The sequence below is a fragment of the Pseudomonas sp. M2 genome (genome assembly GCF_015751845.1).
In the GTDB taxonomy this organism is placed as follows: Bacteria; Pseudomonadota; Gammaproteobacteria; order Pseudomonadales; family Pseudomonadaceae; genus Aquipseudomonas; species Aquipseudomonas putida_E.
Map to the genome: position 1 here is coordinate 3,183,145 of NZ_JADOUD010000001.1, position 23,269 is coordinate 3,206,413.

At 54.1% G+C, this 23,269-nt stretch carries 18 protein-coding genes and 2 pseudogenes; 14 read left to right on the forward strand and 6 right to left on the reverse strand.

Annotated elements, in window-relative coordinates:
* The first annotated feature begins 782 nt into the window (after positions 1-782).
* Together IWW33_RS14795 and IWW33_RS26660 are read left to right on the forward strand one after the other, a co-directional pair.
* Positions 783-1,763 carry an integrase domain-containing protein gene (locus IWW33_RS14795; protein WP_174142575.1) on the forward strand — a complete coding sequence of 327 codons (981 nt, stop codon included), beginning with the start codon at positions 783-785 and terminating at the stop codon, positions 1,761-1,763.
* Positions 1,760-2,035: a hypothetical protein gene (locus tag IWW33_RS26660; RefSeq protein ID WP_231386161.1), complete on the forward strand. Its 276-nt coding sequence runs from the start codon at positions 1,760-1,762 to the stop codon at positions 2,033-2,035. Before IWW33_RS14795 ends, IWW33_RS26660 begins: the two co-directional genes overlap by 4 nt.
* Before the next feature lie 159 nt (positions 2,036-2,194).
* Here the strand turns inward: IWW33_RS26660 and IWW33_RS14800 are convergent, their stop codons facing one another.
* Positions 2,195-4,375 carry a DEAD/DEAH box helicase family protein gene (locus IWW33_RS14800; RefSeq protein ID WP_196914292.1) on the reverse strand — a complete coding sequence of 727 codons (2,181 nt, stop codon included), beginning with the start codon at positions 4,373-4,375 and terminating at the stop codon, positions 2,195-2,197.
* Positions 4,376-4,641: 266 nt separating this feature from the next.
* On the reverse strand, positions 4,642-6,822 hold the full coding sequence (locus IWW33_RS14805; protein ID WP_174142577.1) for a hypothetical protein: 2,181 nt from the start codon (positions 6,820-6,822) through the stop codon (positions 4,642-4,644).
* Positions 6,823-7,171: 349 nt separating this feature from the next.
* On the opposite strand from IWW33_RS14805, the gene IWW33_RS14810 reads away from it, so the two are divergent.
* Complete coding sequence (locus IWW33_RS14810; protein ID WP_174142578.1) at positions 7,172-8,170, forward strand: hypothetical protein; 999 nt, start codon at positions 7,172-7,174, stop codon at positions 8,168-8,170.
* 791 nt (positions 8,171-8,961) lie between these two features.
* Here the strand turns inward: IWW33_RS14810 and IWW33_RS14815 are convergent.
* Positions 8,962-9,765, reverse strand: coding sequence for a restriction endonuclease (locus tag IWW33_RS14815; RefSeq protein WP_174142579.1), 804 nt, complete (start codon positions 9,763-9,765; stop codon positions 8,962-8,964).
* A gap of 171 nt (positions 9,766-9,936) precedes the next feature.
* On the opposite strand from IWW33_RS14815, the gene IWW33_RS14820 reads away from it, so the two are divergent.
* The 6 genes from IWW33_RS14820 to IWW33_RS14845 all read left to right on the forward strand — a co-directional run bounded on the left by IWW33_RS14820 (position 9,937) and on the right by IWW33_RS14845 (position 18,105).
* Positions 9,937-11,589, forward strand: coding sequence for a Shedu anti-phage system protein SduA domain-containing protein (locus IWW33_RS14820; RefSeq protein WP_174142580.1), 1,653 nt, complete (start codon positions 9,937-9,939; stop codon positions 11,587-11,589).
* Positions 11,590-11,727: 138 nt separating this feature from the next.
* A complete protein-coding gene (locus IWW33_RS14825; protein ID WP_196914293.1) occupies positions 11,728-13,164 on the forward strand; it encodes an IS1182 family transposase in 1,437 nt (478 codons plus the stop codon).
* Positions 13,165-13,656: 492 nt separating this feature from the next.
* Complete coding sequence (locus IWW33_RS14830) at positions 13,657-14,853, forward strand: IS256 family transposase (protein WP_174141603.1); 1,197 nt, start codon at positions 13,657-13,659, stop codon at positions 14,851-14,853.
* Between the two features lie 327 nt (positions 14,854-15,180).
* A complete protein-coding gene (locus tag IWW33_RS14835; protein WP_174141602.1) occupies positions 15,181-16,545 on the forward strand; it encodes a HipA domain-containing protein in 1,365 nt (454 codons plus the stop codon).
* A complete protein-coding gene (locus IWW33_RS14840; protein WP_174141601.1) occupies positions 16,542-17,012 on the forward strand; it encodes a helix-turn-helix transcriptional regulator in 471 nt (156 codons plus the stop codon). The genes IWW33_RS14835 and IWW33_RS14840 overlap by 4 nt, the downstream gene beginning before the upstream one ends.
* An 871-nt stretch (positions 17,013-17,883) precedes the next feature.
* Positions 17,884-18,105, forward strand: coding sequence for a hypothetical protein (locus IWW33_RS14845; protein ID WP_012316324.1), 222 nt, complete (start codon positions 17,884-17,886; stop codon positions 18,103-18,105).
* A 154-nt stretch (positions 18,106-18,259) separates the two neighbouring features.
* Here the strand turns inward: IWW33_RS14845 and IWW33_RS14850 are convergent, their stop codons facing one another.
* Positions 18,260-19,432, reverse strand: coding sequence for an MFS transporter (locus IWW33_RS14850; protein WP_039603070.1), 1,173 nt, complete (start codon positions 19,430-19,432; stop codon positions 18,260-18,262).
* Positions 19,425-20,237, reverse strand: coding sequence for an alpha/beta hydrolase (locus IWW33_RS14855; RefSeq protein ID WP_174141600.1), 813 nt, complete (start codon positions 20,235-20,237; stop codon positions 19,425-19,427). The genes IWW33_RS14850 and IWW33_RS14855 overlap by 8 nt, the downstream gene beginning before the upstream one ends.
* 125 nt (positions 20,238-20,362) lie before the next feature.
* Here IWW33_RS14855 and IWW33_RS14860 point away from each other — a divergent pair, with 125 nt between their 5' ends.
* The 5 genes and pseudogenes from IWW33_RS14860 to IWW33_RS14880 all read left to right on the forward strand — a co-directional run bounded on the left by IWW33_RS14860 (position 20,363) and on the right by IWW33_RS14880 (position 22,078).
* Positions 20,363-20,869, forward strand: coding sequence for a MarR family transcriptional regulator (locus tag IWW33_RS14860; protein WP_012316321.1), 507 nt, complete (start codon positions 20,363-20,365; stop codon positions 20,867-20,869).
* A 25-nt stretch (positions 20,870-20,894) separates the two neighbouring features.
* Positions 20,895-21,092: pseudogene (locus IWW33_RS26915) on the forward strand (LysR family transcriptional regulator); the annotation flags it as partial.
* Positions 21,093-21,122: 30 nt separating this feature from the next.
* A pseudogene (locus IWW33_RS26920) lies at positions 21,123-21,347 on the forward strand (XRE family transcriptional regulator); the annotation flags it as partial.
* A gap of 352 nt (positions 21,348-21,699) precedes the next feature.
* Positions 21,700-21,843: a hypothetical protein gene (locus IWW33_RS14875; protein ID WP_174141599.1), complete on the forward strand. Its 144-nt coding sequence runs from the start codon at positions 21,700-21,702 to the stop codon at positions 21,841-21,843.
* Positions 21,836-22,078, forward strand: a complete 243-nt coding sequence (locus tag IWW33_RS14880; RefSeq protein ID WP_115273837.1) for a hypothetical protein — start codon at positions 21,836-21,838, stop codon at positions 22,076-22,078. Before IWW33_RS14875 ends, IWW33_RS14880 begins: the two co-directional genes overlap by 8 nt.
* A 135-nt stretch (positions 22,079-22,213) precedes the next feature.
* Here the strand turns inward: IWW33_RS14880 and IWW33_RS14885 are convergent, their stop codons facing one another.
* Entirely contained in the window at positions 22,214-23,170 is a 957-nt protein-coding gene (locus IWW33_RS14885; RefSeq protein WP_174141598.1) for a bile acid:sodium symporter, read from the reverse strand.
* Between the last annotated feature and the right edge of the window lie 99 nt (positions 23,171-23,269).

Genomic DNA, 23,269 nt, shown 5'->3' on the forward strand with positions numbered 1-23,269 from the left:
TTACCACGGAATTCCACCGGTGGATAACCGCTTTTCACGTCCCAAGTAACGGTGAATTACGACCCTTGACCGGGTTTATCCACAGGCGTAGAACTGGCCGTGCAAGCGCTGTCGATGACAGCACCCCAGGTGACCCGAACCTTCAAGGTCACGCCGCTCCCGCGGTGGTTCTCCCCCCAAATGGCGATTCGCGTCCGGCAGCTCGCCCGGTCACCTCCCCGGTGATGGATGCCTACTTCAGAACATGGCCCTCGTGCGCCAGACAACACCTCCTACTTCGCTGCCCTGCAGCAATTTATTCGCTTGGCCGAATCTTGCGCCAACCTGCGCCCGTCTCTTTCTACTGGAAAGAGACGGGCGTTCCTGACACTGCTGCAGCCCCGGTCGCACATGGCTCAGCGGCAATTCCCCTCGTGACAATTGGCGTGACAAACGCCGATGTCACCAGCAACAGCCCTGTAGATGATGGTGCCGCAGACCTAGAAATGGACTGCACCTGACTGACAGTCAGGCATGCCCCGGTCATCGCATTGCAGCTTGCACCCGGCTCAGGATCTCGCGGCACTGGTCTCGTCAGCCAATGCAGCCTCCACCCGCCCACCGGTAACGGTGCTCAGGAGGCCAGATCATGAGATGCCCTTGCTCCCGGACGTAAGGAGCCGCCAGTCCCGCGTTAGAGGACATCCCCACAGGTCGCAGGGGCCTTGATCCCTGATAACACTCAGCATTCTTGGCGGGATGACGTGGGCGAGGATCGGAGAACGGGCGATGAGGTGATCAACATGGCATTGGTGGGTAGGCGTGACGGTCGTAATTTTGGCTACGGCAGACAATTGAGCTACGCAGGTCCGCAGGCACTGAAAGACATGTTCGGCGGCGGTCATTACGGCACGGTCAAAGCGCACTGTGATCGGTGGCAGGCATTCGTCAAATGGTGCCGTTCCGAACAGGGGCCAGGTATCAATGATGCGCGGCATATTGATCGGAAGGTGTTGGCCGACTATGCGGCGTATCTACGCGACGTGGTTGGGCGCGGCGACCTCGCCATTAGTACCGCACAAAACCGGCTATCCAGCGTTAACAGGACCATGGCTGCGCTTCGCGGTGATCAGCATGTGAAACTGCCAAGTCCGAGCAAGGCGTTGAGTATGCAGCGCAGCGGAGTTCGACAGTCGGTGCCGCAGGGCCAAGACCGCGAACAGGTTAAACAGATCGTCGATGTGCTTTACCGCCATCATCAACTGCGGGCCGCCGCGATTATTCTGTTGGCGCGAGCCACCGGCATGCGCTTGCGTGAAGCCATCCTAGCCGACTTGCCACGGCTGAGCCGTGAGGCTAACGGCCAAGGCAGGATCAACATCCAGGATGGCACCAAAGGCGGCCGAGCTGGCGCCTCAGCGCCACGATGGATTGCGGTGGACCACCATGTTCAAGACGCAATTGGGTTTGCACGGCAGGTGTCGCCTGGAGGTAGCCGTAACCTGATTGCGCCAGACGAAAGCTATCTGAATGTTCTGCAGGAAATCATCCGCCCAGCGCGGGACGTCCTGCATGCACATAAGCTCAAAGGCTTCCATGAGCTGCGAGCGGCATACGCATGCGAGCGATACGAGCAAATCACCCGACACCGCGCGCCTATCAACGGCGGCCAATGTTGCCAGGTAGATCGGAACCTTGATCGTGAGGCCCGGAGGCAAATCAGCTATGAGCTGGGGCACGGTCGAATCGATGTGGTCGCGGCCTACATTGGCGGACGGACATGAACAAGCCATTCGATATGGAGTTGTTCTTGGCTGGCGTGCTGACCGGATCGCACGCGACGCGGCAGCGACATTTGCGGCAGGCAAAGGTTATCCAAGCCGCAATCGCAGAACGTTGGCAGATAGAGACGCCTTGGGGGTGGAAACGGAAGCATCTTGCTTGGTTTCTCAAACATCGCGTGAAACACCGCGGTGAGGGCACGCGATATTACTATCTACTAACTGTCCGACTGATCACCCGGCGGTTGGGAACTTCATGGGTTTTCGATCATTAAGTGAAAATAGGACCTCCACTGCAACCTACAGCACATTTTTGCAGAGAACTACTACCAACCTCCAGAAGACATTAACGACCGGTAGTTTTCAGAAAAAAAACCATAACAGACCTATGCAACTTCTTCACTAAACCGCCTGAAAGTAACCCAGGGTTCAAATCACTCATCCACATCATCAAAAATGCTACGACTGATATAAAAATTTGCACCAACCCTATCAACTTCAATATTTCGTGAAGCAGAACTATCTACCTCTATTGGATTTTCCTCAATCCACTCTTGAACCTGCAGGCGTTCTCTTTTAACGATCCCTCTAATACGCCAGCTTTGTGGGTATTCATTCTCTATCGAAGAAAGCAACTGAGTGAAGCGCCGCATATGCCATTCAGGGTCGTCCTCTGGGTCTCGGTTTGCTTGATGTTCAAGACGAACCTCCTCGATGCGCGGCAGCACTTTAATACGCATACCTTCCCGCAATCTAATTCGCTCCTTGTCCTTCAACAGTGAGCGCAGATCAGAATCGAATAGTATACGAGCATCGTCGCCATTGAGAGCGTATTGGCTAACAGTTTCGATAAATGACTTGCGAGTGTATTCAGGTAGTAAGCCGAATTTAAAAAGACGAATAGCGAGATCGACTTCTGCAGAAAATTCTAAGTACAATTTAGGCTTCGCGATGGACTCAATCAATCCGATATCCGCCGAGAGATACGCTTCTAAAAACTTCTTGCTACACCGCCCGGCTAAGAATTCTATCAACTCCCTTCGAGCCCCCCAGCTTGACATCCAGTCAGTCTTGTAGGCAGTAGTGCTTTTATGCGCCAAAAGGCGCTCAATGATCAGATCAAATAATGAACTTGGAACTATTACGGCACCCTCAACACCAGTGTCCCCACAGGTTATCTGCCGCATCAGCTTTTCAGTATCGCTGCCACGCACATATATACCTAGTAGCTCTGGGCTTGCCCGAAGCATCGCGGAGTATGCATCTCCGATGGTGGGGTGTTTGTAGGTCCAGTATGACTCTCCGTCGGAGATGACATGCACTGCTAAACTACCGCGCAATGCTTCGAGTGCTGCTGTGCAAGCACCCAGATCGCTATTCAATCTCTTCAGGGCTTCTTCTTCAGCAACTGTCAATGAGATCGGACTTGACAAGTGCCCATTGGACATATAAATCAAGGCCAATGCCGCTTTACTATCTTTATCTAGCTCCTTACAGATGTCTATGAGCAATTGTTCGCGCTTTTCGACAAACGTCGATAAACTCCACTCAGACAAATAAATACTCTTAGTAAAGAATGGATCTGCAAGTCGCCTGGCAATTTCCGGAATGAATCTTTTGTGTTGAGCTACTGATTCCAGATGTGGCTTCACAGCAGAACGAAACTCACGAGACTGTCCTCCCAATTTCATATGATTGTAAAGAATCTGCCGCCGTTCATCTTCTGTGAGATCATGGACATCAATCACAACCTGGCTTTCTTGAAATAAGGGAAAGGCCCCCTCCTTCAAGTCCTGCCGCGCTCGATTGTAAATATAGTCGCGTGAAGTCATTACTACACGATTTCCCTGGCGAATTATCGTTTTGACCTCATTCAGTATGTGGTTCCAGTTAGAGACAAGATCTCGTTCGTACTGGGTCACTCCAAACGCGTCATCGATCCAAAAAAGCTGGGATTTCTCATGTGGATTCCAATGCTCCACTACGGACCTTGGTGTCGCCAGCTTAACCACGGATGCGCCCCACTGGTCAGCCGATGACATAGCAAGTAATGAAGCTATAGTTGTCTTCCCTGACGCTGGCTCGCCGACCAGAAGTACAAAACCATGTGTATCGAGTGCTCTTGCTGCCCTCTGATAGGACTCCGTCAGAACAATTTTGGCAAGTTCTTCGCGCATGGACTCGAGTACAGATGTGGCCTGAGCATATGCCCGTTCATCCAATATTTGGCTTAAGTCTCCGAGCCCATAAACACGTGGAACCATCATTCTGAGATGCTTACTTTCTCGAATTTGATCCTCAAGCCAAGTAACACCACACACCAGAATGCTCTTGACGCCAATACCTTTCAACGCATCCTTTATTTTTAATTCGGTTTCCCCGGAAATTCCGGCATTTGTCATCAAAACATAAACGTCGCACTCTCCCTTGTCGACCAATCGTTCGATCTTACTAATTTCATCTTTGATATCTGATAGTGCAAGAGCATATCCAGCGCGACTTGTAAACTTGCACTGAATGACAAACTGTCCCGATAACAGTTCATTATTCTGGGAACTCCAGACACCTGAAAATGCGCCGTCTCGACCGCCGTCGTTGGTATCTAAAAATGACACGACAGTTTGCCCGAGAACTTCTCTCGACACGGATAAGCATAATTGTTGAAAGCTTCGCCAACCCAATGTATGAAGATTAAACATTAAAACCTCAAGCCTAAAATCTCAAACTCATTTGACATGTCTACCAATCAAATTCGGCGCAATTGAACGGCCATGTCATACACAAACAACTTATCAGATCGAAGGAAAATTTTCGGTTAACCTATTGCACATACTCAGCGAAATCCAAGCAAAAAAGCAAATCCTGTGACCATAATTAATCTTCATGGCAGCGCCTTGACTTTTCCGTACAAATCATAAAGATGAAGTGCCGACATATCCAGTATGGGCTCATACATGAAAGAGTTAAGATGAATGTTTTCAGGAGTCATCAAATTTACTTGCGAGAGCACCATAATCCCATCATTTTCAGATGAAAACTTTGATGAGTATTTGCTAAACAATTCAAATGTTTGATTGCTGCTGATAGAATCTACGAAAGCAGCGTCGTTGATTTTTGCGATCATATATTCTTCAGCTTTAAGTCTTATGGCGATAGACAAAATAACCTTTGATTCTAGTTCGACATCGTCAGCAGCATTGGCGGCAAGTTTTTCTGCCTCATCGTAGATCAGCTGAAGAGCGCTAAATGTGGGGTTTGGAAGGGACAGAGCTGTTTGATCTGATAGTGTGGCTTTAACGATGGACTCAAGATCGGCAATTGTTAATGCCTGACTATCTGATTTAATATGTAAAAGAGAGGTAAGCCTCAGATAGTGCTGGCTATTAGTCCCATGACAGTACTCTGCCAAGTTTCGCACAAAAGGAATGCTTGCCACTAGAAAAGCAGAGTTTTGGGCTAGTCCTTTTTTCCAAATCAGAAACGGATTTTTTTGATATTTTTCCTGTACAAAGCTCAGGGCATGCTGATCTTTTCTTGCGAAAAATCTTCGCTCCCTGGCAATCTGAAGGCGGCTGCTGATTGTTCGATGAAAATCAAAATTATGAGTTAGGAATATTAGCCTGAAAAATGTGACCTTGGAGATTTCGTTAAAATACTCAATAATTGCGTACTTATTTTTATAATCAAAAGAGTCGGCAATATCATCGACCACAAATAGGGTGGCCTGATTAGATTCTCGGCGCGCGTGCACCTCGAAAAGGACATTCAATATATAAAGTGCTCGCTTTTCCCCTTGGCTGAGGACCTGGAGCAATTTATCTTCCTCGACACCACAGGTTTCTTGGCCATCATGAAATTCAAAAGTTACTTTCGGACTTTCGCCTTTTAGGATGACGTCTTGTTGATTCTGAACAACTAGCTTAAATGGAACGTAAAACCGCTCGTTGAACTGAGCAACAACGGCAGCCCACTTGGTTTTTTCTTCCTGAGCCTGCTTTGCTGTCTGCGCAATTACATCCTTTGCTGACGTATACGCCATGGCAAAAACACTCATAGCTGATTGAGCTATGTTGAAATAGCTGAACCATAGTTTTTTTCTGAAGCCTTCAAAGTCACTAAGCTCGGATAGGATTTCCGGATGGAGTGTCAAATACTCTCTAAACTTTTTTAATTCAGCATTTTTTTGAAGCTGCTTATCAACCGCTTCGAATCTTGCAGATAGCTCTTTGTCGCCTAATATGCGTTGTTTCTCTGCCTGAACTAATCCCTCCAATTCTTTGGCAGATGAAACTTCAGTCCTTTCCCCTCCATTAGAAATATTCAGGGTGTGATTCGCCTCAAAGAAACCGTTGGTTTGAAGATTTTTAGAGACATCACTTGCCCCAGCATGGTTAAACTTCTTACTGAGGAGAGGGGAGCCTTCCACTAGCTCTTGATATTTAGACATGTACTCTTGAAGCTGTTGATGTAGCGTACCTGCCTTAAACGCAGCTATAGTTTTGTCGTTGAATATCTCTATATAAGATAAATCGGCGAACCTGGTATCACCATCGAGTTCACCTGCTACCTCTGTAAAGAAGTCATACGGATTAGAAAATTTGAAGACCTCTTTTATTTCAGATGCAGGAGAAGCCTTTCCTGGCCACCCAGAAGCTTCCTTCAGCGCTTTCAGCAAGGCTTCCTGAGTAGACTCGATATTTTTTACCGCCTCCTCATATGCCTCTCTAAGCCTGGGATTGACTAGTAGTGTCGAAGTTCCAGAGCCGGAGTAACGCTCCACATATGGCTTGACGACGAACACGGAGTCCGGGGTGATCGAAGCCGCGGGCTCGGCTGTGATTGCGCGGTTGGTAGTACGTGTAGGGAAAATTAGATCTTGGCTGTCGCGTCCTTCTTGGAAGTCTAAGAAAGTCCGAGCAAGTGATGTCTTCATGAAACCGTTTGGAGCATAGATCGAGAAGGCTGAGCCATCTGGTGTTTTTTGCATCCCCTTAAAAATTAACTTTGTATCAAGCCTTTGAATTCCATAACAATTTTCTAATTTAATATCTAAGAAATCCATGTCTATTGCTCCGATCTAAAGGCCTCGTTGTGGAAAGTATCGTTTTGCCATCACCTTGTCCAGATGGCAATGCCGCCTCCCATCGGGGCGGATCTGGATAGGTAACGAATATGTCGAGTACACCAAGAGGGCGCGCTTTTATCGGCAACGCCTAGCTCCTGCCCTCGAACGCCCAGGCCATGCAGGTTCCGTCTCATGCCTGCCTCACACCAGATTGCAAAATCAGGGACTTCACTTGACCAATGTTTTTCTTTACCCCCAACATGTAAGCGATAGACTACGACAACCAAATATCAGGGCCAATTCTGAAAACGATAGCCGCTGACACAAGCTGACTTGGAGGCTGTACATGAATAAGGATGAAGAACTTAAAATTTTCAGACAGGTATTCGGACAGTCTTTTGATAGTTGTTTAGAACATTCTGAGTCACCTGACTTCATCATCAAAAGCGACCAAATACACGGAGTCGAAATCACTGAAGTTTACTGTGACGCTACTGAAGCAAGGCTACGGCACGCCGACGGATACCTTGAAAACCTTCTGAGCGGAACTGGAAAAGTATTCAGATCGGACAAAAACACAATAACCGTTGATACGATAAAGATCTACCATGAAGATGGTGAGTTGTACTCGGAAGATATAGCAGTAATACGCGAAGTCATCAGCTTCGATGACGCTCTAAAGCTAATCGAACACGCCATAAAAGAAAAAAGCAAAAAAAGCTCAACATATCTTAGCTCATGCCATACCGTCGACCTCATAATAAATGACTCTTCCGGTCTATTCCACGTACAGGATGACGAAAAATTCCATCAATTCTTTGTCCACCACCTTGATAGAAGTGCGTTGCGCGAATCATCCTTCCGAGAAATTTTCTTCGTGTGCGACCTCTGGAGTGGTCAACGAATCTACCTGCCTATCAAGCTTAATTTATTCCTTAGCGACTTCCTTGGCGTATTAGAGATCGCGGAGTCAGAAGCCATTGAAGATTGGACTGAATCTACAGAACAAATAGAGGCTGTTCTGATAGCACTACATGAGCTTGGCCACACTAGCTTTTCATTCGAATACGTGGATGGAGAACTACATGTAGATCTTGGAGGAGCGGTGATTGAATTCACTGACACCGGAACCAAAATCAAAGACCATACCACGCTTCTGATAGAGCACGAGCTAGCGCATAAAGTAGGCGACCTCCAATCATACGCACTAACTGAAACAATCAATCTAGCGAACCGATTGAAGATTCGACGCTGGGAGAACTCCGTCTATGTTCGTATTTCCTACCCAGTAATGGCTCCGTCCCCGAGAGATTACGATCAGCAAAGGGTAATTAAATCCTGCTAGGCTCGCGTCATAGGGGTTGTGAACCCGTGTGCGAACCACCTGTGAGAACTGGCCCAACATCAACGCCAGAGGCATTCCAGCAGCGCGCATCTGGCTGCATACCTCGGTAGGTCTTGCAAGACAAGAAACAAGTGACAGATTTATTTTTCGGCGCTCGTTGATGTGCCATTAAATAACTCTGTCCCCGTTTTTCGCTGTGCGCAGAGATTTACGTCCTAATTAGTACCACGGCGCGCGGAGTCGAGGATCCACCGCTGAGCAGTGAACCATGCTCATCGCCGTCCCGAACTAGAAGCTCAAGTCCCTCTAACAACTCGCTTGGGAGCGTTGATTATAGTTACTAGTTGAGGTGCGCCAAATTTTCCATAGCTTTCCAGACCCGCATAACACGTGGCCTCGCGGACCATTACCGTTCGTCTGTCTCCGCACCACATCCAGCTCCACTGTATTCCGCTGAATGCTTTGGAAGCTCCATAAACCGGCCTTCTGGCCGGTTTTTCGTTTCCACGTCCCTCCGTCGGGAACCAACAAAATCCGCAATAACCGGGGGTATTTGGAGTGCAGTGTGTTTCCTGAATGAAGTACGTACCCCTATGCTGGGCGACTCCGCTCAGCGACCTCAGATGCCGCACGGCCGAACCGCGTAATCGCGCCTACAAACTGTTGTACGGCGCGGAGCATGTACCTGTACGTCACATCCAGCGGCCCGAAGGCTGGTGGTCTCGAAGCACCGTACGCCTGTAGCTACCCCAGCCATAAGAAATCGTCTGGAGATTACATAAATGGTATTGTCAATCAGGTATTAAGTTAGGGCTAAATTCCATGCTGCCCTTTAATTTTCCAGAGCTTTCAGTTAGTGCAAGATGTGCATATTCAGATTTTTTCTTATCGAAAAATCCGCCTGCGAGGTATCGCTTGCCATCGTATTCAACTGGTTTTGGGTTGAGCTCTCTATAGTTTGATGAATAGCTCATGCGGATATGGAGTTTTTCTGGTTGAATGCGCACGCCATTACGATCCTCAAAGGTATGGTTGTTGCCTAGTTCTACTGTGATCTCGGCCCAGGGGTTTTGGGCGCCGCCCAATTCATTTTCTCTTAGTTCCTTAAAGTGAGATTGGGCAACGTTGCTTTCACTCCAAATTTTTGTAGCGAAACTCCCCACGTCCATCAGTGCTCCGTTTATAATCACTTTCGTGTCTACGCCGAACTGAAATCCGGAGTTGGCATACTCAGCGCTGCAGTCCATGGCAAGTTTGGTTAGTTTATAAGTGCGTCCATACATTGCCAGGTTTTTGAGTGGTGCGAAGTATTTTGACCAGTTTTCTGATCGGGCCGAATTAAATGTTAGAATTTTAATATCATTTGCAATGGCATACTCTTTCGCGGGCTTGGAAAAGCCTGAGTGGCTCACCACGACAGTTTTGTTGATCCCAAGTTTTCTGTGCTTTTCTTTAAAGCTTTCGAGTGTTCTAATTCCAACTGGTTTGGAAAGCTCAGTGCATTCCACTGCTATCTTGATTGCGCAGCCGGAAATTTCGCTTTCTATTAGAATGTCTACTTCACGCTCGCACTTGCCTTCATAATCATAAAGCATTGCAGACTCCGTCAAGTTCGCATCTGCTGAGGCCAACTCTCTATTAATTATTTTAACTAGCTTTTGGTAGTGATTAGTTCTGGCTGGCATACGTTGTACTTGATCCTTTTTGTACTGGTTGATACGTTAAGTCCCTTAGTACCCCGCGTTTGACACCTAAGGAAAGCCCGGATGCAGGAGCTGGAAGCACATTACATGGACTGTTCGCTGGCAACGGAAGCCCGGCTATCGCTGAGCGAGAACGAACTCCCACCTGGTACCGAGCCCATGCTACAGCACGTCCGCCAGGGTACCCTGCGTGAGATCGTGCAGGGCGAACAGCGTACACCAAGTAGCGATGAGGTCGTCAGCTGGGTGCGCAACTGTTATCGCGAGAACCCCCTTGTCGGCGATATTGCCCGTGCGGTGTTCGTGATCAACGAAGACCTAGTGGTGGCCTACACCGAGTTGCCTATCCCCGACGAAGTACGGCTCGATCTTCAACGCCTGACGAAATTGAAGTTGGACCGCGATTTCTTTGTTTCCTCCACCTTCGAGGGTCAACCCTGTGGCGTACTCTTTAGGGGCTCGGAGATGGAGGAGGGCGGTGTTCTGTTTGAAATCACGGTTTTTGGGCGAGAAGGGCTAGCTGGTGAGGTGTGGCATTTGAACCTGCAGCTATCTAGTACTCGACCAGAACCCTTCATTTCCGTGTGTACGGCAGAGGGATGGATCTATTTTGAGCGAGAGCGCGCCCTGCAGGAGGCGCGTATCATGTTCTTGCTTCAATGTCTGTACCAGTACAAGAAATACCTATACCCAGTACTGCCGGTGAAGTCGATCATCGATGCCCGTAGTGACCGCCCCCGTGACAACCCGTTTCTCGTGAAGCTCATCACCAAGGCGTACTGTGGCCAGGTCGCCTGCACGAGAGTACGGGTAGACCCGGCCTTGATGCATCCTAGGGACATCGATTACGCACTGCGTACCCCGGATGAGGAGATCAGTCGGTTCATCACCCATGCCAGAACCACCGACATCCTCTTGTACGAAGAGGACGGCGTGCTTGTCATGGATGACGACTATCTGGTCTACATGGCGTGCAGGACGCTCGGCCTCACGCGGGTGAACGCTGTGATAGTCGGCGCCTTTGATCAGCCCCTTGTTGAAGTACTAGAGGTAGGAGGGCGTGAGCTTATCCCGCCCGTGGGAGTCACGCGCCAGCAATATCGTTCGCGCCGGGGCAGTGTTGACAAGCAGCACCTGCTGCAACGTAAGGTATCGGCGCTGCGCCCGAAACTCTCTCAGTCGGCCAGGTTTGAGCGCAATTTCATTGAGCTGTGCCATCTACTGGGACGGGTCGGCACGCGTGAAAGAGATCTGCACAACTTCCTTAAGCGGCACACCCAAGTGCTTGATTCCCATGTGGCAGCGGTCCTCAGCGAAGTTCGAATCGGCAAATACCGCGCGGACCTCGTGCTGAAATACCACCAGTCGGACAAGCGTGTGGTGCTGGTTGAGCTCGAGCCCCACAGCGCTCAGATCTTCACCAAGCGCAATAGCCTAAGGCATAAGGTGATCCACGCCGTGCAGCAGGTGCAGGACTGGATTAGGGAAATCCATAACAACGCAAGCAACCTACCCAAGTGGCTGGAAGGCAACTACACCGCAGAAGGGATGGTGGTGATCGGGCGGTCCAAGGACCTGACACAGGAACAGAAAGACACCTTGATGATCCACAACGCCAAGTCCGACATCAAGATTCTCACCTACGATGACCTTTTGGAACGTTTTCAGCGCTTGATCGAGGTGCTCGACAAACAGAGGGATAGAACTTGTGAGTAAGTTTCCTAACATCCCCACTGAGGCGCCGATTTAAAAACTAAAAGTGACCATTTACAGCGGCAGCTACGGATCCAGGCTGTGTGAAAACGCCTGCGATTGTCTAACCTTCTGATCGTCGAGATCGCGGCGGGGACGATCATGAAGCGATTCATTAAAGGTGAGTCTCGGACGCAAGTCACGTTGCTGCCGGAGTGCCTGGACGACTACATCACCGAAGAAAACCCAGTTCGGGTAGTCGACGTTTTTGTCGATGAACTCGACCTTGGAACACTCGGGTTCGAGGGTGTCGATCCTGCGGCAACGGGTCGTCCGGCTTACCATCCAGCAGTGCTGCTAAAAATCTACATCTACGGCTATCTCAACCGAATTCAGTCCAGCCGCCGGCTTGAGCGTGAGGCCGAGCGTAATGTCGAGCTGATGTGGCTGACAGGCCGATTGGCGCCTGACTTCAAAACGATTGCCGACTTTCGCCGAGACAATGGTAAAGCCATTCGCAGTGTCTGCCGGCAGTTCGTTGTACTTTGCCGCAACCTCAATCTCTTCTCCCAATCGATCATCGCCATCGACGGCAGCAAATTCAAAGCCGTGAATAACCGCGACCGCAATTTCACTCAAGGCAAAGTGAAGGCGCGCATGCAGCAGATCGAGCAGAGCATCGACCGCTATCTAGCGGCAATGGATTCAGCGGATCGGGCAGCGCCGGAAGTGGCCGAGGCCAAGACTGAGCGGTTGAAAGACAAAGTCGAAAAACTGAAACAGCAGATGCAAAAACTCAAGGACATCGAGGCGCAGCTTCAAGCCAGTCCCGATCAGCAAATCTCGCTTACCGATCCAGATGCCCGTTCAATGGCCACAAGCGGCCGAGGCTCCGGCACAGTTGGGTACAACGTACAAACAGCAGTCGACGACAAACACCATCTGATCATTGCCCATGAGGTGACCAACGTTGGTAATGATCGCGGGCAACTGAGCAATATGGCTAACCAGGCACGGGAAGAAATCGGTGTTGAGGCGCTGACGGTGGTTGCTGATAGAGGCTATTACAAAGGCCCGGAAATCCTTGCTTGCGAGCAAGCTGGCATCACCACCTTTGTACCTAAACCACTGACATCGAGCAGCAAAGCGGAAGGCCGATTCGGCAAGCAGGACTTCATCTACATGGCTGCTTCGGACGAATATCGATGCCCTGCGGGTCAGTTGCTGACGCGCCGGCATTCCTCAGTGGAAGACGGCATGCTACTGCACTGCTACTGGTTTTCAGGATGCCAGAGCTGCTCGATGCAGAAGCAGTGTACGACCGGTAAAGAGCGGCGATTAAAGCGCTGGGAGCATGAAGCCGTAGTCGAAGGAGTGCAGATTCGATTGGAGCATGATCCGGGGAAGATGAAGGTTCGCCGGCAGACGGTGGAGCATCCCTTTGGCACGCTCAAATTCTGGATGGGAAGTACCCACTTCCTGACCAAAACCCTGCCGAGGGTAAGCACCGAAATGAGCCTTCACGTGCTCGCCTACAACCTCAAACGAATGATGAGCATCTTCGGCATCGCAGGGTTACTTGAGGCGATCAGGGCGTAAACCCCGCTGTTTGCTGGCCCGCAAACAGCTATATGGGCCGCTGACGCGGCCCATATAGCGCTGCAAACGTCTTTTTCGCTGGGTGAGGCTATTCGCGCTCTCGCGTGCTGATTCCACAGGCAGTCAGCTCGACTCTGAGTTTTCGATGTATTTACTGCGTTTTCACACAGCCTGGATCCGTTGCTGCCGTTTTTGAATGGACAATCGGGGGTGGAAAATCACGGTGCGGACAGCCCTACAAAATTCCAGCTCATCAGGATTTGCTAAGCTTTTACAGGCAGATTTCAGATTCGATTCCAATGAAATCCATAACTAGCTGAATCGTTTATAGATACCCTAAGAGGTACGTCAAAAATCCACTAAATGATCGTGTCCCGGGAAGTGGTGTAACTGAACCAGCCGAAGGCGCCCTGCGGGCGAAAGAGGATGGTCATCGTGGTTCTTGGCTAACGTTGAGTTTGCGAAGACCAAACACTCACCAGAGAAACCACGATGACCAAGCCCACTATCGCATTGACCGAGTTGGTTGAGAAAGGGGCAGACGCTGATCTGCTCAAGCAAATGATCCAGTTCGTTGCCCAGCGCATGATGGAGTTCGATGTCGAAGGCCTGTGCGGCGCGGGCTTCGATGTCAAAAGCCCAGACCGGACAAATAGCCGTAATGGCTACCGTGATCGCCTTTGGCAAACCCGCGCCGGCGACGTTGACCTGAAGATCCCGAAGCTGCGCCAAGGCAGCTACTTTCCTGGCTTCCTCGAACCCCGACGTACCGCCGAGAAGGCCATGGCGGCGGTGATCCAGGAAGCCTACATCCAAGGCGTTTCAACGCGTTCGGTGGACGAGCTGGTCAAGGCCATGGGCATGACCGGTATCTCCAAAAGCCAGGTTTCACGGCTAGCTGGTGAGATCGATGAGCGCGTTCACGCTTTCCTTGATCGCCCGCTTGAAGGCGACTGGCCCTATCTCTGGATCGATGCCACCTACGTCAAGGTGCGGGAGGCCGGGCGCATCGTCTCGGTCGCCGTAATAATCGCCGTGGCCGTGAACACCGACGGTGGCCGCGAAGTCCTGGGCATGCGGGTTGGGCCGTCAGAGGCTGAGCCGTTCTGGACAGACTTCCTGCGCAGCCTCATGCGACGTGGCTTGCGGGGCGTGAAGCTTGTCATCTCCGACGCCCACGAAGGGCTCAAGGCGGCTGTTTCCAAGGTATTCAACGCGACCTGGCAGCGCTGCCGTGTGCATTTCATGCGCAATGCCATGGCCCACGTCGGCAAAGGTCAGCGCACCATGGTAGCGGCGCTGCTGCGCACGGTCTTCGCCCAGGACAGCCGTGCCGAATGCCATCAGCAATGGCGGTTTGTCGCCGATCAACTGCGCGAAAAGTACCCGAAGATCGCGACGCTCATGGACGGCTGTGAGGATGAAGTGCTGGCTCACATGGCGTTTCCCAAGGCACACCGGCAGCAGTTACACAGCACCAACCCGCTTGAACGGCTCAACGCTGAAATCAAACGCCGCACCGATGTCGTGGGGATTTTCCCCAACGATCCGGCCATCACACGGCTGGTAGGCGCGATGCTGCTGGAGCAGAACGACGAGTGGTGCCTGCAAAGACGTTACATGCAGTTGGAGGCCTTCGAAGCGGTCAGCGATAATCCACAAGCCAAGCTGTCAGCTGTGATCAACTAAACGGCGAACTCAATGGCCAGAGCCATGATGAGTTACACCACTTCCTGGGACACGATCCACTAAATTCCAGTCCCCCGAAAATCGGGACCTTACGGCCAACAACCGTCCGTCTGTCTCCGCACCACATCTAGCTCCACTGCATTCCGCTGAATGCTTTGGAAGCCCTCTAAACCGGCCTTATGGCCGGTTTTTCGTTTCCACGACCCTCCGTCGTGAACCAACTACCTCTAGCATCCTCCTGCGCGCTGTGAATGCGTAATCGGTAGTTTGGTACCGGTTTTGCCCGTCCTTAAGCTTTTAATCAGCATAGTATTGCCGGTTTCTGCCATGCAAACTATGATAATCAGCACTCAAATACTGATTAATGGTGTGGCGATGCCGCTCAAACTCACGATCCAGGCTTTCTCCGATGGTGCATGGGGCGATGCAGCGACACTCACGGTCGAGAACCCCGAGCGTGTTGCTGATGGACGGTGCCTTGTCGCATACGACAGCGACTACATCATCGCGAACTTTGATCGCATGGAAGATCGTTGCGAACTGGCCCTAAGCGTTAACCTTCCGTTGAACTGGGACCACCATGACGTCACAGGGTATCCAGCATTCCTCTACGACATCATTCCCTCTGGTGCTGCCAAGGACTCTCTTGAATCCCGCTACGGGCGTCTTAAGCCCGAAGGCGTGGAAATGGGGCTGTACCTTCTGGAGCGCTTCACGCCGGCCCCTATTGGGCATCTGCGCATCAAGGAGTCGGTGGAAGGCCTTCAGCCGGATCGGAACGAGGCTTTCGCGCATGCTGAAGTCGTGGATAGGACGAACGAATTTCTTGAGTACGCCTATGAAAGCGGCGCGGCGTTGGGCGGTGCTACCGGTGCCAACGGGCAAGCCCCCAAGCTGGTCATGACCCAAGCCCACGACGGTGCTCTGTATGCTGATGCGATGCTCCCCGATGACCAGGCGTGCCGTCACTGGCTGATCAAGTTCGCGCGTAATCGAGGCGGCGAGCGCGACCAAGACATCCTGCGAACAGAGTTTCATTACTACAAGGCGGTTGCTGCCCTCGGCCTTGATACGGTTCCCACTGATGGTTTGGCGCTTGAAGAGGCAGTGAAGCCAAGCCTCTGGATGCCACGGTTTGATCGCCGAGTAGTGGATGGCGGGGTGGAGCGGATACCGCTGGAGTCGGTGTACTCGATCTGCGGCATTACCGGCTACGCGCATCCGATGGCGCATGCCGAAGTGGTTCACCGACTGGTAGGTCTATGGATCGATAACGGCCAGCAGGATGAGGTGGACGACCTGGTGTTCGAGTACGTGCGGCGCGATCTGCTGAACCGCATTCTAGGGAACACCGATAACCACGGCCGCAACACCTCCATCATGCGTGTGGGTGGGAGGTTTCGTTTGGCGCCAATCTATGACCTTGCGCCAATGATTCTGGATGAAGAGGGCATCACACGGACGACGAAGTGGGCGGCGGAGCGCAAGGGGTCTTCCAATTGGAGCGACAACTGCGCTGAGCTCGTTGGTTACACTGATCCCGATGTTCTGCTGCAACGGTTGAGGAATGCGGCTGAGGAATTCAGGGCGTTGCCCGATCTGCTGACCGATGCTCCTGAATCGATGCGCAATGCAGCCTCTCTACCGGTGAATAACCTGGATAAGCGACTCGTGGAGTGGGGACTGCGATGAAAAAACTACAGCCTGAAGAGCGCGCTCAGCTCGTAGAGGATATCGTCAAGCGCAACGCGGCGGGGCTCGATCCAATCGGCACATCCATTCGCCGTCTGCGGCTCGAAGTCACCGGGCTTGACCAAGAGACATTCGCGGCCATGTGCAGGATGTCCACGAAAAGCCTGTACGAACTGGAAAGCGGGAAGTCGAATCCGAAGCTCAGCACTTTGGAGGCTGTGCTGCGTCTCTTTGGTGTGCGGATGGGTATGGTGATGACTGCCAAAGACAAGCCCATCGCAACGGTCGTCGGCAACAGTTTCGGCCAATTGAAGGCCGGTGGGCCAATCGCTGTGGCCGCGCCGCTGGCCAGTTCCTACGTGGTGGCCGGACCCAAGCGAGGGAAAAGCCCTGCGGCAGCCAAAGCGAAGAAGGCAGTGTCGAGGCCGGCATCGCCACGGGCACGGAAAAGCAGTCAGGAACAGTGAGATTGATGTGGGATGCAAATAAAATCTCATCCCATTTTTCTCTAACTGATCGGTTGCGGCATTAAGTCTGGTTGCTCGCAGTAGTTCCAAACCACGACGGCTTCATACTTGTAACGGTAACCATGGGTAATCGGGGGTTGAGTTTTTCCGCAGAACGTTGCAAGGTCCTCTAGATAGCGGTTATCTGTGTTTTCGGTTTTGGCGTGTCTCGTGTAATGGCGGCTGTGTGTGGGCAGGCTTCGGCCTGGCCGGGTTTCCAAGTTCCCCGGTATTCCTACCCCATACAAAGCTGCCACCCCCCAATCCTGCCGGAAGTAGCGATTAGGCTGCTGGGTAACAATCCCAAGCCTGATCCTTACGGGCGAACGTGACAGTTCAGCATGATTGTCGCGCCACTGCGCGCTATGGCGTGCTGTCGTGACAACTCCTACGGCTCATGATGCACTTTCGGACCACACTGAACCTTGCGGAAGCTGGCCTGGAGGGATAAATTCATCGGGTCGCAACCAATTGTGCGACCGGGTTTGGCGACCCGTATGAAAAGGCGCAACGGCGCCCCGATCACGATTGCAGGCGCTTTTTTTGCGTCCGCTGTCTCGTGTAATGGCGGCTGTGCGTGGGAGACCCTCGGGTCTGCCGGGTTCCTTTTCCTCGGTTCGCCAACCTGCGTACAGCTGCCACCCTAACCGTTTGGCGACGGTCAGCGTGGTGCTCCAACCGAAAAGGACCTCATGCATGCTCACCGTAAGTCTATCCAGGATCCTCGCATTCGTTCTCCGCCGCCGTCGCCCTTCGCCGGCTCCCGAACCCCACCGTTTCTACCCCATCTACGACCCATCCCGTCCGCACAGCGCACCCAAGCAGGTGCCCCATGACTGACCAGGAACGCTTGTCCACAATCCAGAGCTACGCCTGGACCCTCGAACTGCTCGGCGAAGCCCTGGTGCAGCATGACGAGATGCTCGAGTGTGAACACAACCCTCACTTGAGCTTCCGGAACACCGCAGGTATCCACCAGGCGATACGGATCATCAGCCAGTTGGCCAGTGAGCAGTGTGCGAAAGTTAGCCTGTTGAAGGGCGAAGCCTGCTAAGGAGGGGCATATCCGGTTACAGGGCACGTTCAGGTACCTCCTGATCATGCGTTTTGGCCTGTAAACCGTCCCTGCCTTGAACCGCGAACGCGGCCTCCGGTTCGTACCGGAGGCCCGCCCACACAGGGTGCCCTTCGATTGAAACCTCACCCGCTCACGCTTCGCGCACCGCCCCCGGCAACTGCACGGCCTTCGGTCGCAACAGCGTGCTCAACCCCAGCAACAACACCGCACCGATGGCCATTATCCCCCAGGCCCAGTGCAACGAACTGAGCTGGTCACGGACGATGCCGGCAATCAGTGGCATGGTCGCTGCGATCAGGTAGCCACCGCCCTGTACGAACGCCAGCAGGGCGCCGGCTTCGGTTGGCGAGTGGGTGTGGTCGAGGGTGACGATGAGCGACAACGGGAACAATGCGCCGATGCCAAGCCCCAGGCACAAGGTGGCCACCACCGCGAGCTGCACGGGGGCGAGCATCAGGCAGGCCAGGCCGGCAAGCAACAGCAGTATCACCACGGTCAGCGGCTGTCTGCGGTCTGGGTAGCGGTGAATGAGGGCTGAAACCAGTAGGCCGGCGATGACCTCGGTGACGGTGAGGGCGCCAAGCAGGTAACCCGCCTGGGTGGCCGTCCAGCCCAATTCAACATAGAACGGCGGCAACCAGGCCAGCACCAGGGTGTAGGCACCCGTGCCAATGCCGAAGAACAACAACAGCAACCAGGCTCGCCCGCTGCGGTACGGCAAGGTGGCATCGCTGTGGCTACCGGGGTCGCTGCCGGCGGCAAGCAACCAGGCGATCAAGCCGACCAGCGCCGGCAAGGCTGCAACCCCCAACGTCAGTTGCCAGCCGAAGGTGCTGGCACCCGGCGCCGCAAAGGCAGCGGCCAGCGCGGCGCCGCCCATGATGCCGGTGGTGAACAGCCCCATCAGCATGCCGGCGCTTTGCGGGTGGCTGCGCTTGATGAACGCGGGCATCAAAGCCTGGATGACCGCAATGCCGACCCCGCCCAACGCGGCTGTTGCGATCAGCGCCGTGCCGGACGTGATATAGGCCCGTGCGGCGCAGCTGATGACGATCAGCGTGATACCCATCGCCACACCTCGCACTTCACCTACCAGGCGCAGCAGCCAGGGGCCGGACAGCGCGAACAACCCCATCATCATCACTGGCAGGGTGGTCAGCAGGCCGCCTTGGGCGTTGCTCAGGCCCAGGTCTTGTTGCAGGGTGCCGAGCAAGGGGCCGATGGCCGCCATGATGGGGCGTAGGTTCAAGCCGATCAGCATGGCCAGTAGGCCGATGCACGCTTTGCTTGGCAGATCACGCATGTTGGAGTGGCTCCTGCAGGAAGGTGCATATCGCCTGGTTGAAGGCCTGGGCGTACGGAATGTTGAATACGTGGCCGTCACCCGGGAGGGTGATCTGGCGGGCATGGTCGATACGTTGGGTGATGTCTTCGGCTTCCGAGCGTGGGCTGATGAGGTCGCCTTCGGCGGCGAGCACCAGGGTTGCCGCTTGGATTGCTGGCAATTGATTGCTCAGGTCGTAGCGCTTCATGCCATTGCACCAGTGGATCTGGCTTTGCGCTGACAGTTGAGCGGCCTGGGCGTGCCAGGCCTGGTAAAGGCATTGGCCTTCGGCCGAGGCGGCATAATCAGCGCCAACCAACGCCGGCCATGTGGCCTTGAACCGCTTCAGGCAGCCGTCCGCTTGCGCAAGGTTTGCGGCCCAGTCGTTCAGCAGCCCCTGGCGGTACGTGCTGTTCATGCTGGCGAATGTGCCGGCGACCACCAGTTGCTGTACGGCCTCAGGTGCATGGCAGGCCATTTCGAGCGCCACCATGCCGCCCAGGGAGAGGCCGATCAGGTGGGTGCTTTCCAGCCCCAGGTGGTCGAGCAGTGCCAGCATTTCCAGTGCCTGGGCATGGGCCGTGATACCTTCGGGCGCTTCGCTGGACGCGCCGTGGCCCAGCAGGTCGGATACGATAACGCGGTGGCCCAGGCTGAGCAGTGCACTGGCCTGGGGCGCCCAGGCACGCCCGCTGTTGCCCAGGCCATGCAGCAGCAGCACCGGGCTGCCAGCGCTTGAGTCGTAGTAGTAGTGCCGATGCGGTCCGTGTATGAAAAATGCCATGTGTTCTCCTGATCCTTCAGTCGTATCGTCAGCAAGATAACTTAACGTTAAGATAGTTTAAAGGCGTCGGAGTTCAGGAGTTTGCGCGGGTTAACAATTGATCAATTGCCCGGTGAAGGGGAGCTATGAACGATCATGTGGATTTCGTCGTCGCGCAGTGGGCGCAGGCGATGCCCTCGGTGGACGTCACATCCATGGAGATTTTCGGGCGCATGGCGCGCATCCAGAAGCATCTGGAGCGCATGCGTGCCGAAGCGCTGGCACAGTACGGCTTCAAGGAAGGCGAGTTCGATGTGCTGGCGACGCTGCGAAGGGCAGGGGCGCCGTACCGCCTGACGCCAACCGAGCTTTACCGCTCGCTGCTGATCACATCCGGGGCGATGACCAACCGGCTGGCCCGGCTGGAAAGCGCCGGCATGGTCGAACGTATTGCCGACGACCACGACAAGCGCAGCTACCAGGTTGCACTGACGGCGGCAGGTAAGGTGTTGATTGAGAAGGCTCTGCTTACACATACTGAGATTCAGGAGCTGGTACTGGCCCCTTTGAGTGCGAAGCAGCGCGCAGGGTTTGCGCAGCTGTTGAAGCAGATGCTCGCGTGTCTGCCTGGCGAAGGGGCGCCCAGCCAATGAACTGGAAAATTCAGGAGGAATTTTCATGCTGCACAGCAACTACCTCAAGCAGTTGGATCTGCAGGACATCGTGGTGTTTCTCAACCTGCTCGAGTTGCGCAGCGCCAAGCGCACCGCCGAGTTGATGAGCGTCAGCCAGCCTACCGTGAGTTATTGCCTCAAGCGCCTGCGTGGCTGCTTCGATGACACGTTGTTCGCTTCTTCCCAGGGCGTGCTGCTGCCCACCACCAAGGCCGAGAAAATCGCGCCCTACCTGCGTATGGTGATGACTGCCAAAGACAAGCCCATCGCAACGGTCGTCGGCAACAATGTCGGCCAGTTGAAGGCTGGTGCGCCAATCGCTGTGGCCGTGCCGCTGGCCAGCTCCTACGTGGTGGCCGGACCCAAGCGAGGGTAAAGCCCTGCGGCAGCCAAAGCGAAGAAGGCAGTGTCGAGGCCGGCATCGCCACGGGCACGGAAAAGCAGTCAGGAAAAGTAAGATTGATGTGGGATGCAAATCGGGTCACGTTTGCGTAGCTATAAGCGGGGCAGCCTGACGTACTGCTGGCCGAAGGCACTTGCGAAAGCGGTGGCATGGGGATAAATTGCCTCAGTCGCCGAAGCATCGGTGATGCGACCTTGGCCGGTCGGATTCGAAAGGCGCATCAGCGCTCAGTCTTCATCGCAGGCGCTTTTTTTGTGCCCGCGATGTCGTGTTTTGGCGGTGGTGCGCGGGACACCTTCGGGTGTGCCGGGCTCCTTTCGTCCCGGTCGGCCAACCCGCGTACTGCTGCCACCTTAACTTGCTTGGCCGCGAGCGGTGGCAGTTCCACAACGAAAGGAACTCATGCATGACCACCCGAAATCCGTTACTGATCCTCGCATTCGTTCTCCGCCGCCGTCGCCCTTCGCCGGCTCCCGAACCCCACCGTTTCTACCCCATCTACGACCCATCACGTCCGCACAGCGCACCCAAGCAGGTGCCCCATGACTGACCAAGAACGCTTGTCCACAATCCAGAGCTACGCCTGGACCCTCGAACTGCTCGGCGAAGCCTTGGTGCAGCATGACGAGATGCTCGAGTGTGAACACAACCCTCACTTGAGCTTCCGGAACACCGCAGGTATCCACCAAGCAATACGGATCATCAGCCAGTTGGCCAGTGAGCAGTGTGCGAAAACGAGCCTTTTGCAGGGCGAAGCTGGCGAGGCGGGGGAGGGAAGTCGGTGAGGTAGGTTGTATAAACGGCAAGTTACTGAACCGTTAACCAGGGCGGTTAGCAGTTCAGTAATTTGCCTGTGGGATTTTGGGGCTGCTTTGCAGCCCTTTCGCGACACAAGGCCGCTCCTACAGGGGTTGCGGGTATCAGGCTCGAATTAGTGCTGGTACCACTCGCACGTAAATCAACTCACTGACCAACTCCACCATCGTCTGGGTGATCACCGCCGCAGCCGCCAGCCCACGTATGTCCTCCGGCAGCGCCAGCGCCAGGGGCAACACCACCAGGGAGTTGCGTGTCGCGGCGCTGAAGGTCACCGAGCGTACTTCTTCCACCGGCAACTGGAACAGCCGCGCCGAGGCAAACCCGAGCACCGGGGCCAGCAGCATGAAGCCGATGTACACCGGGATCACCGGCAGCAGGCGGTCGAAATCGCGCACTACAACGGCAATCTGCGAGCCGATCACTGCCACCAGCACCAGTGCCATCGCCGGCACCGGCATCCACGCCCAGGCCTCATTCCACACAGAAACGCTACGTGACCGGCGTGCTCCGGCCGAGGTGAGCACCGCCAGGATCAGCGGCAGCACAATCAGCAGCACGAACGCCTCCATGAATGGCGTGATGGAAATCGCCACTTCGCTGCTGTCACCCAGCATCAGCGCCAGGTACACCGGCAACAGCACCAGTTGCACCAGCAACAGCACGGGGGTGGCGGCGAGGGTAAGGCGCGAGTCGCCTTTGCCGATGTGGGTGAACACCACCACGTAGTCGATGCAGGGCGTCAGCAGCACCATCAGGGCGCCGATGAGGATGGCCGGGTGCTCGACCAAGCCTCGGGTGGCGGCCCACACCAGTAACGGGACGAAGATGAAGTTGGCCAGCAGCAGCGCGGCCATGAAGCGGCGGTTGCCCAGGCTTTGGCGCAGGTCGAGGAAGGGGATTTGCAGGAACATCGCGTACATCAGTACGGCGATGGCGGGGGTGACCAGTGCTTCCAGGTGGCGCGCGGTGTCGGTGGCCAGCAGGCCGAAGCCAGCGGCGGCGAGCACGGCGGCGAAATACAACGCAATCTGATGGGTTTCGAGTTGCTCTCTGGTCAAGGCGGCGTCCTGGCGTTCGCGGTGGGCATGAGGGTGCACAGGGTAATACGCTGCGCCGCAATTGTGGTCGCCCGCTTGTTGTGGCTTGCAATGGCAAGG

Bases quoted from the DNA above. Each gene is read 5' to 3' on its own strand.
- IWW33_RS14825 (WP_196914293.1), top strand. From the start codon at position 11,728: ATGAAGCGATTCATTAAAGGTGAGTCTCGGACGCAAGTCACGTTGCTG.
- IWW33_RS14810 (WP_174142578.1), top strand. From the start codon at position 7,172: ATGAATAAGGATGAAGAACTTAAAATTTTCAGACAGGTATTCGGACAG.
- IWW33_RS14855 (WP_174141600.1), bottom strand. From the start codon at position 20,237: ATGGCATTTTTCATACACGGACCGCATCGGCACTACTACTACGACTCA.
- IWW33_RS14850 (WP_039603070.1), bottom strand. From the start codon at position 19,432: ATGCGTGATCTGCCAAGCAAAGCGTGCATCGGCCTACTGGCCATGCTG.
- IWW33_RS14880 (WP_115273837.1), top strand. From the start codon at position 21,836: ATGACTGACCAAGAACGCTTGTCCACAATCCAGAGCTACGCCTGGACC.
- IWW33_RS14830 (WP_174141603.1), top strand. From the start codon at position 13,657: ATGACCAAGCCCACTATCGCATTGACCGAGTTGGTTGAGAAAGGGGCA.
- IWW33_RS14795 (WP_174142575.1), top strand. From the start codon at position 783: ATGGCATTGGTGGGTAGGCGTGACGGTCGTAATTTTGGCTACGGCAGA.
- IWW33_RS14820 (WP_174142580.1), top strand. From the start codon at position 9,937: ATGCAGGAGCTGGAAGCACATTACATGGACTGTTCGCTGGCAACGGAA.
- IWW33_RS26660 (WP_231386161.1), top strand. From the start codon at position 1,760: ATGAACAAGCCATTCGATATGGAGTTGTTCTTGGCTGGCGTGCTGACC.
- IWW33_RS14875 (WP_174141599.1), top strand. From the start codon at position 21,700: ATGACCACCCGAAATCCGTTACTGATCCTCGCATTCGTTCTCCGCCGC.
- IWW33_RS14845 (WP_012316324.1), top strand. From the start codon at position 17,884: ATGACTGACCAGGAACGCTTGTCCACAATCCAGAGCTACGCCTGGACC.
- IWW33_RS14815 (WP_174142579.1), bottom strand. From the start codon at position 9,765: ATGCTTTATGATTATGAAGGCAAGTGCGAGCGTGAAGTAGACATTCTA.
- IWW33_RS14835 (WP_174141602.1), top strand. From the start codon at position 15,181: ATGCAAACTATGATAATCAGCACTCAAATACTGATTAATGGTGTGGCG.
- IWW33_RS14805 (WP_174142577.1), bottom strand. From the start codon at position 6,822: ATGGATTTCTTAGATATTAAATTAGAAAATTGTTATGGAATTCAAAGG.
- IWW33_RS14860 (WP_012316321.1), top strand. From the start codon at position 20,363: ATGAACGATCATGTGGATTTCGTCGTCGCGCAGTGGGCGCAGGCGATG.
- IWW33_RS14840 (WP_174141601.1), top strand. From the start codon at position 16,542: ATGAAAAAACTACAGCCTGAAGAGCGCGCTCAGCTCGTAGAGGATATC.